Below are 17671 nucleotides of genomic sequence, written 5' to 3'. Positions count from 1 at the left end.
ACGAAGGGCCCCGACCGCTGCGGTCGGGGCCCTTCGCGTGTGCCTGCTGTGCGCCCTGCTGCTACTCGGCGCTTGCCTCGCGCTGCTTGCGCCAGCGGATGCCCGCCTCGATGAAGCCGTCGATGTCGCCGTCCAGGACCGCCTGCGGGTTGCCCGCCTCGTACGCGGTGCGGACGTCCTTGACCATCTGGTACGGGTGCAGCACGTAGGAACGCATCTGGTTGCCCCAGGAGCTGCCGCTGTCCTTGAGCGCGTCCATCGCCGCGCGCTCCTCCTGGCGGCGCCGCTCCAGCAGCTTGGCCTGGAGGACGTTCATCGCGGACGCCTTGTTCTGGATCTGCGAGCGCTCGTTCTGGCAGGAGACCACGACGCCGGTCGGGATGTGCGTGATGCGCACCGCCGAGTCGGTGGTGTTGACGCCCTGGCCGCCGGGGCCGGAGGCGCGGTAGACGTCGATGCGCAGCTCGGACTCGTCGATGTCGACGTGGTCGGACTGCTCGACGACCGGGAGCACCTCGACGCCTGCGAAGGAGGTCTGCCGGCGGCCCTGGTTGTCGAAGGGCGAGATGCGGACCAGGCGGTGGGTGCCCTGCTCGACCGAGAGGGTGCCGTAGGCGTAGGGCACCTTCACGGTGAAGGTCGCGGACTTGATACCGGCCTCTTCGGCGTACGAGGTGTCGTACACCTCGGTCGGGTACCCGTGCCGCTCGGCCCAGCGCAGGTACATGCGCATCAGCTGCTCGGCGAAGTCGGCGGCGTCCACGCCACCGGCCTCGGCACGGATGTTGATCAGTGCCTCGCGGGCGTCGTACTCGCCGGAGAGGAGGGTGCGGACCTCCAGCTCCTCGACGGCCTTCTGGAGCGAGACCAGCTCGGCCTCGGCCTCGGTGCGGGTGTCCGCGTCGTTCTCGGCCTCGGCGAGCTCGAACAGCACGCCCAGGTCCTCGATGCGGCTGCGGAGCCCCTCGACCCGGCGCAGCTCGCCCTGGAGGAAGGAGAGCCGGCTGGTCACCTTCTGCGCGTTCGCGACGTCGTCCCACAGGGTGGGGGCGGCTGCCTCCTCCTCCAGGACCGCGATGTCGGCCCGGATCTTGTCCAGGTCGAGGACGGCCTCGATCGACCCCATGGTCGTATCGAGGTTCTTGAGCTCTTCGGAAGGATCGACGGCTGCCACGCCCCCAGCGTAATGGTTCCGGGGGTGGTCATGACGACACCCCCGGTTCCACTGCCGTTCCCCGGGCTACGGAGCCCGCGGAGCGGTGCTGTGCACGGCCGGGCGGACCGGGTGGCCGGCGCCCGGCTCGGTGGCCGCGAAGGCCGTCCAGGCCGCGGCGGCGCCCGCCAGCAGCAGGACGGTGGCCAGCAGGACGGCCAGCAGCCGGCGGCGGCGCAGCAGGGCCGCCCGGTCCCGGCGGTGGCCCGGGGCGGTGCGCTGGGCCCGGGACTCGGCGGCGTACGCGGCCAGCTCGTCGGCCGAGGGGCGCCGCAGGCTGGTGTGGGTGTCCCGGGTGGAGTCCGGGGCGACGCCCGGCACCAGCGGGACGGCCGGGCCGCGGCGGCGCTTGTGGGTGCCCGGGCCGGCGTCGACCTCGGCGTAGACGGCCTCGCCCGGGGTCAGCTGCTCCTCGGCCGGGGCGCGGCCCTGGGAGGGCACGGCCAGCACCGGCAGACCGGCCAGCGAGGGCAGCTGCTCGCGCAGCCGGGCGGCCAGCTCGGCGGCGCGCAGCCGGGAGGCCGGGGCCTTGGCCAGGCACTCGGAGATGATCCGCCACAGCCCGTCCGGCAGCCCGGGGATCGGCGGCACCTGCTCGGTGACGTGCCGGCGCAGCACCGCGCCGGTGTGGCCGCCGCCGAACGGGGTGGAGCCGGCCAGTAGTTCGTACAGCACGGTGGCGAGGGCGTAGATGTCGACGGCGGCGCGCGGCTCCAGGCCCTCGATGATCTCGGGGGCGAGGTAGTCGGGGGTGCCGATGATCCGGGTGGCCCGGGTGCGGCGCGGGGCGTCGACCAGGCGGGCCACCCCGAAGTCGGTGAGCTTGGCGCGCGGGGCGCCGCCCGGGCCGGGGGCGGCGGCGAGGTCGAGCAGGACGTTCTCCGGCTTGACGTCGCGGTGGACGATCCCGGCCGCGTGCGCGGCCGCCAGGCCGTCGGCGACGTCGGCGATGATCGAGGCGGCGGCCTGCGGCGGGAGGGCGCCGTCCCGCTCCAGCCGGGAGCGCAGGTCGGTGCCCTGGACGAGCTCCATCACCAGGGCGAGGTCGCTGCCGTCCACGACCATGTCGCGCACGCCGACCACCCGGGGGTGGTCCAGGCTGGTCAGCGCGGTGCGCTCCTGGACGAAGCGGCCGACCAGCACCTGGTCGGCGGCGAGGTCCTCGCGCAGCAGTTTGACCGCCACCGGGCCGTCGGGCCCCTCACCGAGCCAGACCGTCCCGGCCGAACCCCGGCCGATCACCTGGTGGACGGTGTACCGGCTGCCGATCTTGCGTGCCAATGCTGCTCCGTGGGCGGCGCGGGAGCGCTCCGGGGGTCCGGGCGCGCTCGGTGGGGCGGGACAACAGCGACCAACCTACGCGCCCGGACCCCCGGAGCGGGCCGCCTGGGGGCCGTGGAGCGGCAGTCCGGGGCGAGAAATCTCGCGGATTGTCGACAAAGCGTCAATCCTGGCTTCCGGGCCGGGTCCGGACACCCGGTCAGCCGCCGGGGCGGCCCGCCGTCCCTTCGCCGTCCCCTCGCCGTCCCCTCGCCGTGCGGGCCCGTACCCGGGCCCGCCGCCGGGCCCGCGTCAGTTGCCGGAGCTGCCGAAGATGTTGTTCACCCAGTCCCGGGCGGTGTCGAACCAGCCCACGACGTTGTCCCAGTAGTGCGGCAGCGGCGTGAAGTTCCACAGCGCCAGCGCGGCCACCGCCAGCACCAGCAGCACCATCAGACAGCCCTTGAGGCAGCCCAGCCCCGGGATGTACATCCGGTTGCGGCCGCGCGGCCGCCGCTCGCGCGGCGGGGCGCTCTCCCGGCGGGACGGCTCGCGCGGCTCCTCCCGGGGCGGCCGGGGCTCCCGGTACTGCGGCGCGGGCGGCTCGGCCCGGCGCGGCACCGGGGTGGGCGGGGGCGGCGGCGGGTAGTCGCCCTGCGGCCGGCCGTGGCCGGGCGGGGCCTGCCGGTAGCCGCCGGGCGGCTGCGGACGGCCGCCGCCCTGGGCGCCCTGACCCGCCTGGCCGCCCTGGTTGACCTGGTAGGGCGGCGGGGCGACCGGCGGGCGCTGGGCGTAGCCGGGCTGCGGCGGCTGCCGGCGCTGGTCCGGGCGGTAGCCGGCCGGCGGCTGCGGCTGGTAGCCGGGGCCCGCCTGGTTCGCCTGGCCCCGCTGATCGGCCTGGCCCCGTTGGTTCGCCTGGTAGGGCTGCGGGGCGACCTGCGGGTCCTCGAAGTCCTCCGGCCCGAAGTAGCCGACCTGGGTCTGCTGGTTGCGGTCGCGCGCCGCCCGCAGCTGGGTCTGCCACGGGTGCGGCGCCTCCTCCTGCGGCCCGGGCGGCCCGACCGGCGGGGGCGGCGGCACGGCGGTGGGCGGCATCACCTGGGTGCGGTCCTGGGTGCCGTACGGGGGCGCGGGCGGCGGCTGGGTGCCCATCACCCGGGTCGCCGCGGCCGGGTCGTACTGCGGGCCGCCCGGGGGCGCGGGCAGCACCTGGGTGCGGTCCTCGGCCCCGGGGAAGCCGGGCCCGCCGGGGACGACCGGCACAGTGCCGGGCACCGCGGTCGGCTGCGGGTCCGGCAGCAGCAGGGCGCCGACCGCCAGCGCCTCGTCCACCGCCGCCGGGGAGGCGTGCACCCCGACCCCGGCCGCGACCACCCGCAGCGCGCGGGCCAGCGCGGTGGCGCTCGGCCGCTGCGCCGGGTCCTTGCGCAGGCAGCGCTCGATCACCGTCCAGAGCGGCTCGGGCATGGTGCTGGGCCGCTGCGGCTCCTGCGCCAGGTGGGCCTGGAGCACCGCCAGGGCGCTGTCGCCCTGGAACGGCTGGCGGCCGGTGACCAGCTCGTACAGCATGATCCCGGCGCCGTAGACGTCCACCGCGGAGGTCTGCGGGCGGCCCTCGGCCGACTCCGGCGCGACGTACGCGGGGGTGCCGACGAACTCATGGGTGCGGGTGACGCCCGGGGAGTCGGCCAGCCGGGCGATGCCGAAGTCGGTGAGCAGCGGGTGCATCTGCTCGGTGCCCTGCACCACGGTGGAGGCGAGCAGCACGTTGGCCGGCTTGAGGTCGCGGTGGACGATCCCGTCCGCGTGGCTGGCCGCCAGCGCGTCCGCGACCTGGGCCATCAGCAGCGAGCCGGCGATCGGGCTGAACGGGCCGTTGGCGCGCAGGTAGCGGGCCAGGTCGGGGCCCTCCACCAGGTCCATCACCAGCGCCAGCAGTTCGCCCTCGACGACCAGGTCGCGGACCCGGACGATGTTCGGGTGGCTCAGCCGCAGCAGCAGCGAGCGCTCGCGCAGGAAGCGCATCACGACGTCCGGGTCGGCCGCCAGTTCCTCGCGCAGCACCTTGATCGCCACCTGCTGCCCGGGCTCGCTGCCCGGCGCCTGCACGTCCTGGCGCACCAGACCGCGCCAGACCGTCCCGGTGGCACCCCGCCCCAGGGTTTCATCAAGCAGATACTTGCTGCCGACTGGCCGCACCTGTCGCACTCCTCGCCGTGCCGCCCGCGGGGCGCTCCCCCGCCGGTCGCGGTGAGCCTGCCGGGCCCGTGTGCGGCCACTCTAACGGTGTCCGTACGGGTTTTTGAGGTGACCGGCTGGCCGTCGGAGCAGGGTTGGGGGACATCCCCTAGGGGACTGCCCGGAGGCGGTGGCCGGGCCCCTCCGCAGGGCGGGCCGGGCGACGGTTGACCTGACCCTCCGTCGCCTCCACCATGGCGATGATCGCAAGATCGTCAAATCCGGTACCGCGCGCGGACTGTCCACGCCGGATGGCAGGATGGACACTCGCCACTCGTGTGGCCCAAAGGGTCGCCGCGACGCGCCCCCGCGTGTCCGCGACGACACCCCGGGCGCGGTACGACACCCGGGCAGCGGTACCAGGCATCACACCAGCAGAAGGGACCCGCGGGCGAGATGCAGATCCGGCTGACCGTCCTCCGACCGCGCAGCGGCCCGACCGCCGCCGGCTCCGCCATCCCCTACGTGGACGTGCTGGTCACCGCGCCCGTCGGCACCGCGCTCGGCGCCATCGCGGGCGCGCTCGCGGGCGCCGTCGGCGTGCGCGGACCGCGGGCCGCCACCCATGTGCACCTGTACACCGGGGCGCACCGGGTGGACGAGCACACCCTGCTCGGCCACCCCCCGCTGCTCGACGGCGCCGTCCTCAGCCTCAACGAGCCGGACCCGACCGCCGACGACCCCGACGACACCCCCGCCGCAGCCGAACTGCGCGTGGTCGGCGGCCCGGACGCCGGCGGCGTGCACCGGCTGCACGGCCGGGAGATCCGGATCGGCCGCTCCGGCGAGGCCGACGTCCCGCTCGACGACCCCGACGTCTCCCGGCTCCACCTCTCCCTCCACCTCGGCGAGGACGGCCGGACCACCGTCCGCGACCTCGGCTCCACCAACGGCACCACCCTGGACGGCCGGATCGTCCCGCCCCTGCCGCCCGAGGCCGCCGTCCCGCTCGAGCACGGCGCCCTGCTGCGGATCGGCGAATCCACCCTCCAACTCCTCGAACCGCTCGGCCGGACCAACCGCGCCGCACTGCCCGACGGCAACGGCCACCTCCAGCTCGCCGCCGCCGGCCCGGTCCGGCCCGCGCCGCCCGTCCACGAACCGCCCGCCGCCCCCGAGCCCGCCCCGGGCCGCGGCCGCGGCCTGTTCTCGCTGCTGCCCGGCCGCGCCGCCGAGCCGCCCGGCCAGGAGAGCGCCGAACGCCACCACGCGGCGGTCCGGCTGCGCCAGGCCGCCGCCCAGCGCGAGCGCTGGCCCGACCTCGCCACCGTGCTGCTCAACGCCGTCGGCCCCGGCCCCCGGCTCTGGGAGCGCGGCCCCGGCCACCCCGACGCGCTCACCCTGCGGCTGGGCACCGCCGACCGCCCCGGCGGCCCCGGCACCACCCCCGGCACCCTGCTGCCCGCCGTCCCGGTCACCCTCGACCTGCAGACCGCCGGCAGCCTCGGCCTCAGCGGCCCGCGCGAACGCCTCGACGCGCTCACCCGCGCCGTCGTCGCCCAGCTCGCCGCGCTGCACCCGCCGACCGGGCTCAGCCTGGTCGTGGTCGACGCCGACCCGGCCCGCAGCCCCGAGGACCGCGTCGACACCTGGGCCTGGGCGCTGTGGCTCCCCCACCTGCGCCCCACCGACGGCCAGGACTGCCGACTGCTGATCGGCCTCGACGACGACCAGGCCACCGCCCGGCTCACCGAGCTGACCGCCCGGCTCAGCGGCCCGACCGGCCTCGGCGGCCACCCCGCCACCGTCGTCGTGGTGGACGGCCGCCCGGCCACCGAGGCCGCCCGGCACGCGCTCGACCTGCTGCTGCGCCAGGGCCCGGCGGTCGGCATCTTCCCGATCTGCCTGGCCGAACAGCCCGAGCTGCTCCCCCGGGGCCTCGGCGCCACCGCTCTGATCACCGGCGAGGTCGGCACCCAGCTCTCGCTGGACCGCCCGGTCGCCCGCGGCCGGGAGACCCTGCACGAGGTCTCGCTGGACGCCGTCTCCGACGCCTGGGCCGAGCGGCTGGCCCGCGTCCTCGCCCCGCTGCGCGAGGCCGCCCCCGCCTCCCGCGGCCCGCTCCCGGACGCGCTGCGGCTGCTCGACCTGCTCCAGCTCGACACCGTCACCCCGGCCAAACTGTCCGCCCGCTGGGCCGCCCACGCCGGCGGCATCGGCGCCGCCACCGCACTGCTCGGCACCACCCGGGACGAGCTGTGCACCCTCGACCTGGCCGACCCGGAACTCGCCCTCCCCTCCCCCGACCCGGGCGGCCCGCACCTGCTGATCGGCGGCGCCCGCGGCTCCGGCAAGACCGAGCTGCTGCGCACCCTGGTCGCCTCGCTCGCCGTCTCCGAGCGGCCCGAACGCCTCGCCGTCACCATCATCGAGGGCCGGGCCACCGGCGACGGCCAGGACGGCCTGGACGGCTGCACCGAACTGCCGCACGTCACCGGCCGGGTGAACGCCGCCGCCGACCCGCGCGCCGCACTCCTCGCCGCCGAGGCACTGGAGGACGAACTCGCCCTGCGGGAGCGGCTGTTCGACGGGCTGGACTTCGCTTCCTGGCACGCCACGCGGATCTTGGACGAGCACAGCCTCGACCCGGTACCGGTCCCCGCCACCGTCGGCGCCGGCTCGGCCGCCGCCGTACCCCGGATCATCCCGCCGCGCAGCGCCGACGGCCCCCGGGCCGCCGCCCCGCCCGCCGCGCCCGTCCCGGCCCGGCTGATCGTCGTCGTCGACGACTACGACGCGCTGCTCTCCCCCACCGCCCCGGTCGGCCGCCCGCTGGCCCGCGCACTCGCCGCCATCGCCCGGCGCGGCGGCCCGCTCGGCATCCACCTCGCCGTCGCCACCGGCCGCCCGGAGGAGAGCGCCGGCACCGAGGTCGACGAGGCCGCCCTGCTGCGGATCGCCCTGCGCACCGAGGACCCGGCCGACTCCGACCTGCTGATCCACCTCGGCGACGCGGCAGCCCTTCCCGAGGACACCCCCGGCCGCGGCTACCTGCGCCGCCCGGACGGCGGTGTCACCGCCTTCCAGACCGCCCGGGTCAGCGGCCGCATCCCCCGCACCGCCACCCTGCGCCCCACCGTGGTCGCGATGGACCCGCTCCAACTCGGCGCCCCACCCGCCCGCCGCCCGGTCCGCGAACTCGGCAACGGCCCCACCGACCTCGCCCTCCTCGCCAGCGCCCTCCAACGCGCCGCCTCCCGCTGAGCCCCGCCGGCAGCTCAGACATCGGGTGGGCCCGCGTGCAAGCGCCCGGACCCACCCGAACACCCGGCTACCCCACCCACCCACCCCGCCCAAACATCAACAGCGCACGGGCCATTGCGCGCACGCGGTCGTTCACCGTGCTTCCCGACGGCCTGGCACAGCAGCTGGCGCCCCTCGCTGCCCAACGGCTGGAACGCGGCAGCACGGCAACCGAGTTGGCCCATGCCCTGCTCCCCGGCCTGCCCTCCCCGATGCACGCCCCGGTGGCGGTCCTGCGCGACCGCCTCCCACGCAAGCTGCCGCCCGCGCGGGCGGCGGCCCCGTCCTACGTGGACTGCGCCGAGTGCCACGATCCGGTGCCCCGGCCCGGGGTCTGCCGCCCGTGCGCGGGCCTCGGCAGCAGGACCGTCGGCACCGGCGCCACCGCCGCGGCGGGCGGTGTCGTCCGTGCCCGCGCAGCCCTGCGCGGGCACGGACTCCCTGCCAGAGCGCCCGGTTGTCAGCCGGTCAGACGCACTTGACGTCGCGGTTGGCCACGGCCATCCCGACGACTGTGCCGCCGTCCACGGTGAACTCGTACGTCCAGCCCTGCTGCCCGTCGACCGGCAGCTCGTACTTGCCGCTCTTGGCCAGTTGGAGGCCCTTGGCGCCGTACGCCGCCTGGAGGGCGTCCAGGGTGGAGCCGGCCCCGATCCCCTCTGCGGTCTTCGCCTCGGCCGGGGCGACCAGTTCGCGCAGGCCGGTGGCGGCGAAGGAGACCCGGCCGGTGGCCAGGAAGGCCTTGTCCTTGGCCTCCCGGGCCACCCACATGTCCGCGATGGACCGGGTGGCGTCGGCCATCAGCTTGGCGGTGGCGGCCGAGTCCTTGGCCGCGGCGGCCGAACCGGCGGCGGCTGTGGCAGCCTCCTGCGCGGAGGCGCCGGGGCGCAGTGTGGAGGCCGGGGCGGGGGCCTTGCCCTTGGCCGCGTCCGCCTGGGCGTTGAGGTCCTTGTAGCGGGCCTCGGTGGCCGCCTCGGCGTCCATCCGGGTCTTGTCCGGTGCCGGGCCGCCCTTGTAGACGAAGTCGGTGCAGCCGTCGAGCAGCGAGACCGGTGCCGCCTCCAGGGCGCCGGTGGCCAGCCCGGCGTCCTTCGCCATCCCCGGCTCGAGGCCGCGGTAGCCGGCCGCCGAGAAGGCCTCCGGTGCCTTGGACGTCGGCGCCGCCGGAGCCGTGGCGGTGGAGTCGGCCTTCGCCGTGTCCTTCTTGTCATCGGTGCCGCAGGCCGCCGCTCCGACGACCAGCAGCGCCACCGAGACGGCCGCGCCCACTGCGCGGATCGGTCCCCGGTACTTCCCCATGTGGTGCCCCCCAAAAGTTCGTTCGGGAGCACCGTACCGAAGGTGCGCCCACGACCCACAATCGGTTTCCGGGCGGGGGAAGGAACGCGGAAGGGCCCGCGTCCGAGGACGCGGGCCCTTCCGGTACAGCCGTCCGTCAGCGCATCGAACCGGTGCGCAGCAGCGTGCGGATGACGCGCATCGCGACCGAGAGGCTGGACAGCTCGTAGTTGTCCGAACCCCTTATGTCGTCGAGGGTGGCCTTGGCCCGGTTCAGCAGGGTGGAGTTGAGGTCCGCCCAGGCGGTGTAGCGCTCCTCGGGGCTGGCGCCGTCGGGGCCGCAGGCCAGGATGTCGGCGGTCAGCGCCGCGTGCGCCGCGAAGAGGTCCTCGCGGATCGCGGCCCGGGCCATCGACGACCAGCGGTCGGTGCGGGGCAGGTCGATGATGCGGTCGAGCAGGTGCGAGATCTGCAGGCGGTCGCCCAGGTCGTAGTACAGCTCGGCGACCTCGGCGACGTCCTTGCCGGAGCGGTCCGCGACCTCGGTGATGTCCAGGGTCGGGAAGACCGAGGACAGTCCGGCGATCCGGGTGGCCAGGGCGTCCGGCACACCGGCTGCGGCGAGCTCGCCCTGGATGCCCTCGAACCAGGTCAGGTCCTCGCCGCGGAGCGGCTTGGGCAGCGAGCCCCAGACCTGGTGGATCCGGTCGTGGAAGAACTCGATGGTGCCGGCGATGTCGAGCGGCTGGCGGCGGTTGTTGAGCATCCACCGGGTGGCGCGCTCGACCAGGCGCCGCGAGTGCAGCCGCATCTTGGTCTGGATCCGGGCTGGGACCTTGTTGTCCAGGCCCTCGATCTCGGCCCAGATCTCCTCCAGGCCGAAGACGGCCCGCGCGGCGGTGTGCGTCCGGGCGATCTCCTCGTAGGTCGCGCCGGTCTCCTCCTTCAGGCGGAAGGCGAAGGTGCAGCCACCGCGGTTGATCGTGTCGTTGACGATCAGCGTGGTGATGATCTCGCGGCGCAGCGCGTGGTTGTCGATCGCGTCGGCGAACCTGGCCCGCAGCGCGCTCGGGAAGTAGTCGTGCAGCGCGGTGCGGAAGTACGGGTCGTCGGGCAGGTCGGTGGCCAGCAGCTCGTCGGCCAGGATGATCTTGGTGTAGGCGAGCAGGACGGACATCTCCGGCTGCGAGAGGCCGCGGCCGCTCTGCTGGCGCTCACGGATCTGCCGCTCGGCGGGCAGGAACTCCAGCCCGCGGTCGAGCCGGCCGGCCGCCTCGAACCGGTTGATCATCCGGGCGTGGACGTTGACCATGCTGTGCGCCTGGGCGACGGCGTTGGCCAGCACCACGTTCTGCGCGTAGTTGTTGCGCAGCACCAGGTGGCCGACCTCGTCGGTCATCTCGGCGAGCAGGGCGTTGCGCTGCTTGACCGTCATGTCGCCCTCGGCGACGACCTGGTTGAGCAGGATCTTGATGTTGACCTCGTGGTCCGAGGTGTCCACGCCGGCCGAGTTGTCGATGGCGTCGGTGTTGATCCAGCCGCCGTTGCCCTCGGGGCCGCCGGTGGCCGCGTACTCGATGCGGCCGAGCTGGGTGCAGCCGAGGTTGCCGCCCTCGCCGATGACCCGGGCCCGGACCTGCTCGCCGTTGACCCGGATGGGGTCGTTGGCCTTGTCGCCGACCTCGGCGTTGGTCTCGGTGGAGGCCTTGACGTAGGTACCGATGCCGCCGTTCCAGAACAGGTCGACCGGCGCCTGGAGGATGGCCTTCATCAGCTCGGCCGGGGTCAGGCGGGTCTCCTGGATGCCCAGGGCGGCCCGGACCTGGGCGCTGACCTGGATCGACTTGGCGCTGCGCGGGAAGACCCCGCCGCCGGTGGAGATCAGCGACTTGTCGTAGTCGTCCCAGGAGCTGCGCGGCAGGTCGAACAGCCGGCGGCGCTCGGCGTACGAGACGGCCGCGTCCGGGTTCGGGTCCAGGAAGATGTGGCGGTGGTCGAAGGCCGCGACCAGCCGGATGTGCTCGCTGAGCAGCATGCCGTTGCCGAAGACGTCGCCGGACATGTCGCCGATGCCGACGACCGTGAAGTCCTCGGTCTGGGTGTCGTGGCCCAGCTCGCGGAAGTTGCGCTTGACCGACTCCCAGGCGCCGCGGGCGGTGATGCCCATGCCCTTGTGGTCGTAGCCGGCCGAGCCGCCGGAGGCGAAGGCGTCGCCCAGCCAGAAGCCGTACGACTCCGCGACGCCGTTGGCGATGTCGGAGAAGGTCGCGGTGCCCTTGTCGGCGGCGACGACCAGGTAGGTGTCGTCCTCGTCGTGGCGGACCACGTCGGCCGGGTGGACGACCTCGCCGGCCACCAGGTTGTCGGTGATGTCGAGCAGCGCCGAGATGAAGGTCTTGTACGAGGAGACGCCCTCGGCCAGCCAGGCGTCGCGGTCCACCGACGGGTCCGGCAGCTGCTTGGCGACGAAGCCGCCCTTGGCGCCGACCGGGACGATGACGGTGTTCTTGACCATCTGGGCCTTGACCAGGCCGAGGATCTCGGTGCGGAAGTCCTCGCGCCGGTCGGACCAGCGCAGACCGCCGCGGGCGACCTTGCCGAAGCGCAGGTGCACGCCCTCGACCTGCGGCGAGTAGACCCAGATCTCGAACGCCGGGCGCGGGGCCGGGAGGTCCGGGATGGCCTGCGGGTCGAACTTCATCGACACGTAGGAGTGCCACTCGCCGGAGCCGTCGTGCTGGAAGAAGTTGGTCCGCAGGGTGGCCTTGATGAGGTGCAGGAAGGAACGCAGGATGCGGTCCTCGTCCAGCGAGGCGACCTCGTCGAGCGCGCCGGCCAGCTCCTCCAGGATGCCCTCGGTCAGCTCCAGTGCACCGGAACGGTGGCTGGGGCTCAGCCGGGCCTCGAAGAGGTTGACCAGCAGGCGGGTGGTGTGGGTGTTGTTGCGGAGCGCGTCCTCCATGTAGTCCTGGGAGAACGTGGAGTTCGCCTGGCGCAGGTACTTGGCGTAGGCGCGCAGCACCATCGCCTGGCGCCAGTTCAGCCCGGCGGTGAGGACCAGCTCGTTGAAGCCGTCGTTCTCGGCCTTGCCGGTCCAGGTCGCGGCGAAGGTCTCCTGGAAGCGCTCCCGGGCCTCGTCGGTGAGCTCGGTGGCCTCGCGCAGCTTGAGGCCGAAGTCGTACACCCACGCGGTGGTGCCGTCGGAGCGGCGCAGCGCGTACGGGTGCTCGTCCAGGACCTCGACGCCCAGGCGCTGGAGCACCGGCAGGACCTCGGTGAGCGAGATCGGGCCGCCGACCCGGTAGATCTTGAAGCGGCGCTCGTCGTCGCCCGCGCCGACCGGCTGGTACAGGTTCAGGCGGAAGTCGCCCGCGCCGTGCAGCGACTCGATCTGCTTGATGTCCGAGACGGCGGTGCGCGGCGAGAAGTCGGCGCGGTAGCCGTCGGGGAAGGCGTTGGCGTACTTGTGGCCGAGCTCGGCGGCCTTCTCCTCGCCCAGCTCGGTGTGCAGCTGGTCGTGGAAGCCGTCCATCCAGAACCGGGCGGCCTCGGCCAGGCGGTTCTCGATCCGCTCGATGTCGGAGTCGGTGAGCCGGGGCAGCTCGGTGCCCGGGGCGACCCGGACCACGAAGTGCAGGCGGGTCAGCACCGACTCGGTGGCGTACACCGTGTAGTCGATGGTGGCGCCGTTCAGCTCCTCCTTGAGGATGTCGGTGAGCAGCAGCCGGATGCGCGTGGTGTAGCGGTCGCGCGGCAGGTAGATGAAGGCGGAGAAGTAGCGCCCGTACTCGTCCTGGCGCAGGAAGAGGCGCAGCTTACGGCGCTCCTGCAGGTAGAGCACGCTGGTGGCGATGGAGAGCAGCTCGGCGGCCGAGGTCTGGAAGATCTCGTCGCGCGGGAAGGTCTCCATGATCTGCAGCAGGTCGCGGCCGTCGTGGCTCTCGCTGGAGAAGCCGGAGCCGTCCAGCACCTCCTGGACCTTGCGGCGCACGACCGGGATGCGGGTGACCGACTCGGTGTAGGCGGCGGAGGAGAACAGGCCGAGGAAGCGGCGCTCGCCGGTCGGCTCGCCGGCGGCGTTGAACTTCTTGACGCCGACGTAGTCGAGGTAGGCCGGGCGGTGCACGGTGGAGCGGCTGTTGGCCTTGGTCAGGACGAGCAGCTTCTTCTCGTGGGCCTTGGCGCGGACCGGGGCGGACAGCCGGCCGAAGGCCTCGGAGACCGAGTGGTGGCGGTCGTCATGGCTGTGCGGGTCGGAGCGCAGGATGCCGAGGCCGGTCCCGGCGACGGCCTTGAGCACCTCCTCGCCCTCGTGCTCGACCAGGTCGTACTCGCGGTAGCCGAGGAAGGTGAAGTGGTCGTCGGCGAGCCAGCGCATCAGCTCCCAGGCCTCGCCGACCTCCTGCTCGGGCAGCTCGGCCGGGGGCTCCTCGGCCAGCTCGTCGGCCAGGCGCAGCGCGCTGTCGCGCATCTTGCCCCAGTCCTCGACGACCTCGCGGACGTCGCCGAGCACGCGGCGCAGGTTGGTCTCGATGGTGCGCAGGTCGTCGCGGTCGGTCTCGCGGTCGATCTCGACGTGCATCCACGACTCGACGGTCGCGTCGGCGGGCCACTCGGCGCCGGCGGCCTGGCTGCGGGCGCAGGCGTCGACGTCCAGGATCTCCAGCAGCTTGCCGGTGATGTCACGGCGGACGACCAGCTGGGGGTGGACGACGAGGTGGATCGCGCGGTCCTGGCGGGAGAGCTCGTTGGTGACGGAGTCGACCAGGAAGGGCATGTCGTCGGTGACGACCTCGACCACGGTGTGGCCGCAGGACCAGCCGTTCTCCTCGACCGAGGGGGTGTGGACCCGCACCTCGGCGGTGCCCTGGGGCCGGTTGAGCCCCAGGCGGTAGTGGGAGGCGGCCGCGCCGTACACGTCGACCGGGTCGAGGTCGACCAGGTCCTCGGGCGCCGTGTGCAGGTAGTAGTGGTGCAGGTACGCGGTCAGAGCACCGTTGCTCAGACCCTCCCCCGGCGCCGCTCCCCCCACCTGGCTGTTCTCAGCGGCTGCGGCTGCCTTCTTGAGCAGTTCGGCCTTGGCTGCGTCCAGCTTGGTCTGCATGACTTCTTGGCTCCTGTCGCGCGCCGTTGCGTGACTCGGTGGTGTGTGGGTGTACACCGACGGGTCGCTCGCAATCCTGCCGCACCGTCCGACTGAAAGGGGCTCATGGCACGCATGAAACGCCCTCCCAGCGGGTAGGACGACTCGTTCGTCCTGCAAGCCACCCGACGACGCCAGCCAGCCTAACCGGATCAATCGAAGGTGCACAGGGACAGGGAGGCGCAAACTCGCAGGATGTCGGGTCCGTCCTGGACACCATGTCCAAACCGGAGCGTCGTGTTCGCTTTCAGCCCATATGCGGGTAACCGTGCTGGGTCGGCGGGACGAAGGTCTCCTTGATCGCCCGGGCCGAGGTCCAGCGCAGCAGGTTCTGGGCGGCGCCCGCCTTGTCGTTGGTCCCGGAGGCCCGGGAGCCGCCGAAGGGCTGCTGTCCGACCACGGCGCCGGTGGGCTTGTCGTTGATGTAGAAGTTCCCCGCGGTGAAGCGCAGCTCCTCCACCGCCTGGGCGATGGCGTAGCGGTCCTGGGCGATCACCGCGCCGGTGAGGCCGTACGGGGCGCCCGAGTCGATCCGGCCGAGCACGTCGTCCCAGCGGGAGTCCTCGTAGACGTGGACCGCCAGGATCGGGCCGAAGTACTCGGTGCGGAAGATCTCGCCCCGGTGGTCCGAGGAGACCAGCACGGTCGGCCGGACGAACCAGCCGATCGCGTCGTCGTACTGGCCGCCGGCCACCAGCTCGACGGTCGGGTCGGCCTTCGCCCGCTCGATCGCGGTGCGGTTCTTCTCGAAGGCGCGCTTGTCGATCAGCGCGCCCATGAAGTTCGACAGGTCGGTGACGTCGCCCACCGTCAGGGCGTCCACCTCGGCCAGGAAGTCGTCCTTGATCCTCAGCCAGAGGCTGCGCGGCAGGTAGGCGCGGGAGAGCGCCGAGCACTTCTGGCCCTGGTACTCGAAGGCGCCGCGGATCATCGCGGTCCTGAGGATCTCCGGGTCGGCCGAGCGGTGGGCCAGCAGGAAGTCCTTGCCACCGGTCTCGCCGACGATCCTCGGATACGTGCGGTAGCCGCCGATGTTCGCGCCGATGGTCTGCCAGAGCGACTGGAAGGTGGCGGTCGAGCCGGTGAAGTGCAGCCCGGCGAGGGCCGGGTCGGCGAGCACCACCGGGGAGACCTGCAGGCCGTCACCGGTGACCAGGTTGATCACCCCGGGCGGCAGACCGGCCGCCTCCAGCAGCCGCATCAGGTGGCACGCGGCCAGGGTCTGGGTCGGCGCGGGCTTCCAGACCACGGTGTTGCCCATCAGCGCGGGTGCGGTGGGCAGGTTCCCGGCGATCGCGGTGAAGTTGAACGGGGTGACCGCGTAGACGAAACCTTCCAGCGGGCGGTGGTCGACCCGGTTCCACACCCCCGGGCAGGAGATCGGCTGCTCCGCCAGGACCTGCCGGGCGAACCCGACGTTGAACCGCCAGAAGTCGATCAGCTCGCAGGCGGAGTCGATCTCGGCCTGCTGCGCGGTCTTGGACTGGCCGAGCATGGTCGCCGCGTTGAGCGTCTCCCGCCACGGCCCGGCCAGCAGCTCGGCCGCCCGCAGGAACACCGCCGCCCGGTCGTCGAAGGACAGCGAGCGCCACTGCCGCCCGGCCGCCAGCGCCGCGTCCACCGCCGCCCGGGCGTCCTCCCGGGTGGCGTTGCCGAGCACGCCCAGCTTGGCGGCGTGGTGGTGCGGCTGCACGACGTCGATCCGCTCACCGCCGCCGAAGCGCTGCTCGCCGCCGATGGTCATCGGCAGCGGGACCTGCTCGGCCGCCAGCTCGTCCAGCCGCCGGACCAGCCGGTCCCGCTCCGGGCTGCCGGGCGCGTACGACCGCACCGGCTCGTTGACCGGGGTCGGCACCTCGGTGACTGCGTCGATGGGCATGGCGGCTCCGTCCTGGCGGCTGGGGTTCGACTCCAGCCTGACCAGGGCGGGGCGGTTCCGCCCCTCCAGACACGCCAACAGCGGACGTGGCGCCCGCCACGTCCGCCGCCCCGACGGCTCCGCTCAGCCCGTCAGCCGGCCCGCCAGCTCGACCGCCTCGGCCAGGCTGTCCACCACCGGGACGCCGACCGGCTCCAGCTTCTCCCGGGTGTGCGAGCCCCCGGTGTACAGCACCGCGCGGGCCCCCGCGTGCAGCGCCGCCAGGGCGTCGTCCGCGGCGTCACCGATCAGCACCGTACGGGCCGGGTCGACCCGCTCGCCGAGCTCGGCCAGGTGCCTGGTCAGCTGCTCGGCCTTCTGGCCGCCGGACGGGCCGCTGCGGCCGTCCACCCGCAGGAAGCTGCCGGTCAGGCCGAAGCCGTCGACCAGCGGGACGAGCTTCTCGTGCTCGTACATCGACAGCAGGGACTGGCTGTGCCCGGCCGCCTGCCAGCCCGCCAGCAGCTCGGGCACGCCCGCGGTCAGGCCGCAGGCCGGGCTGAGCTCGACGTAGCGGTCGTGGAAGGCGTCGTCCAGCCTCAGCCACTCCTCCGCGGAGGGCATCCGGCCGAGCAGCCGCTGGTAGAAGCGGGGGATCGGGATCTCGTACTGCTCCCGGTACTCCTGCAAGCTCATCGGCTCGATGCCGATGGTCGCGAACGCGGCGTTGCTGGCGCCGAGGACGGCGTCCATGTCGTGGAAGAGCGTCCCGTTCCAGTCCCAAACGATGTGAGTGCGCACGGGGTCAAACGGTAACCCGGACGGCCGACACGCCGATAGGAGCGGGGTCACCCCCGCAGCGGTCCGGAGGCGTGTCCGGCACGGCTAGGCCAGCAGGGACGGGATCTCCTGGGTCGCGTACCAGAGCAGGTCGTGGTCCTCGGCGCCGTCCACGGTGAACTGGGCGTCCTGGTCGCCCGCGTCGGCCGCGGCCACCGCCGCCACCGCGGCGGCGACGTCCTCGACCACCTCGTCGTCGGCCACGTCCGCGTGCACCGCGGCGGCCTTCGCCAGCTTCACCGGGCCGGCCAGCACCACCCGGCCGAGCGAGGCCTGGTCCTGGTACTCGTCACCGGGGAAGGGCCGCACCGCCGAGTCGGCCACGTCCAGCGCCACCACGACGCGCCGGCGCGGGGAGTCCGGGTCGGCCGCCAGCAGCCGCAGCGAGGACTGCGCGGCCCGGTTCAGCGCCGCGTACTCCAGCTCCTCCAGGTCGTCGCTGACGTACCACTCGCGCAGCGCGGGCGTGACGGCGTACGCCGCGGACTCGTCCAGGGCACCGCCCTCGTGCGCCGCCGCCAGGCCGGTCAGGGTGGTGGGCACGTACACGCGCATCGGTGGCACTCTCCGGTTTCCGCGAAGCTACTCCAGCGCCCCA

Annotated in this window: 9 protein-coding genes; 1 reads left to right on the top strand and 8 read right to left on the bottom strand. The window is 73.8% G+C overall.

What is annotated here, in order from left to right:
• Positions 1-61 precede the first annotated feature (61 nt).
• The 3 genes from prfB to ABTY61_RS11415 form a co-directional block, all read right to left on the bottom strand.
• On the bottom strand, positions 62-1174 hold the full coding sequence (gene prfB / locus ABTY61_RS11425; protein ID WP_350504737.1) for a peptide chain release factor 2: 1113 nt from the start codon (positions 1172-1174) through the stop codon (positions 62-64).
• A 66-nt stretch (positions 1175-1240) separates the two neighbouring features.
• Complete coding sequence (locus tag ABTY61_RS11420; protein WP_350504736.1) at positions 1241-2494, bottom strand: serine/threonine-protein kinase; 1254 nt, start codon at positions 2492-2494, stop codon at positions 1241-1243.
• Positions 2495-2785: 291 nt separating this feature from the next.
• Entirely contained in the window at positions 2786-4672 is a 1887-nt protein-coding gene (locus ABTY61_RS11415) for a serine/threonine-protein kinase (protein WP_350504735.1), read from the bottom strand.
• 435 nt (positions 4673-5107) lie between these two features.
• Between ABTY61_RS11415 and ABTY61_RS11410 the strand changes: the two genes are divergently transcribed.
• Positions 5108-7915: an FtsK/SpoIIIE domain-containing protein gene (locus tag ABTY61_RS11410; protein ID WP_350504734.1), complete on the top strand. Its 2808-nt coding sequence runs from the start codon at positions 5108-5110 to the stop codon at positions 7913-7915.
• 507 nt (positions 7916-8422) lie between these two features.
• On the opposite strand, the gene ABTY61_RS11405 is transcribed toward ABTY61_RS11410, so the two are convergent.
• The 5 genes from ABTY61_RS11405 to ABTY61_RS11385 form a co-directional block, all read right to left on the bottom strand.
• Positions 8423-9253 (bottom strand): hypothetical protein, encoded by an 831-nt coding sequence (locus tag ABTY61_RS11405; protein WP_350504733.1) that lies wholly within the window; start codon positions 9251-9253, stop codon positions 8423-8425.
• A 136-nt stretch (positions 9254-9389) separates the two neighbouring features.
• Entirely contained in the window at positions 9390-14336 is a 4947-nt protein-coding gene (locus tag ABTY61_RS11400) for an NAD-glutamate dehydrogenase (protein WP_350504732.1), read from the bottom strand.
• Positions 14337-14622: 286 nt separating this feature from the next.
• Positions 14623-16248: an L-glutamate gamma-semialdehyde dehydrogenase gene (gene pruA, locus ABTY61_RS11395; RefSeq protein ID WP_350504909.1), complete on the bottom strand. Its 1626-nt coding sequence runs from the start codon at positions 16246-16248 to the stop codon at positions 14623-14625.
• Positions 16249-16377: 129 nt separating this feature from the next.
• On the bottom strand, positions 16378-17034 hold the full coding sequence (locus ABTY61_RS11390) for an HAD family hydrolase (protein ID WP_350504731.1): 657 nt from the start codon (positions 17032-17034) through the stop codon (positions 16378-16380).
• Between the two features lie 84 nt (positions 17035-17118).
• On the bottom strand, positions 17119-17628 hold the full coding sequence (locus ABTY61_RS11385) for a DUF6912 family protein (RefSeq protein WP_350504730.1): 510 nt from the start codon (positions 17626-17628) through the stop codon (positions 17119-17121).
• Positions 17629-17671: the final 43 nt, after the last annotated feature.

Origin of the sequence: Kitasatospora sp. NPDC096128 (assembly GCF_040303105.1) — a bacterium.
In the GTDB taxonomy this organism is placed as follows: Bacteria; Actinomycetota; Actinomycetes; order Streptomycetales; family Streptomycetaceae; genus Kitasatospora.
Note: the sequence above shows the minus strand (reverse complement) of the source record. Positions and strands in the feature narration are given on the sequence as shown.

Excerpts from the sequence above, each read along its gene's own strand:
- ABTY61_RS11410 (WP_350504734.1), top strand. The coding sequence starts at position 5,108 with ATGCAGATCCGGCTGACCGTCCTCCGACCGCGCAGCGGCCCGACCGCC.
- ABTY61_RS11400 (WP_350504732.1), bottom strand. The coding sequence starts at position 14,336 with ATGCAGACCAAGCTGGACGCAGCCAAGGCCGAACTGCTCAAGAAGGCA.
- ABTY61_RS11405 (WP_350504733.1), bottom strand. The coding sequence starts at position 9,253 with ATGGGGAAGTACCGGGGACCGATCCGCGCAGTGGGCGCGGCCGTCTCG.
- ABTY61_RS11385 (WP_350504730.1), bottom strand. The coding sequence starts at position 17,628 with ATGCGCGTGTACGTGCCCACCACCCTGACCGGCCTGGCGGCGGCGCAC.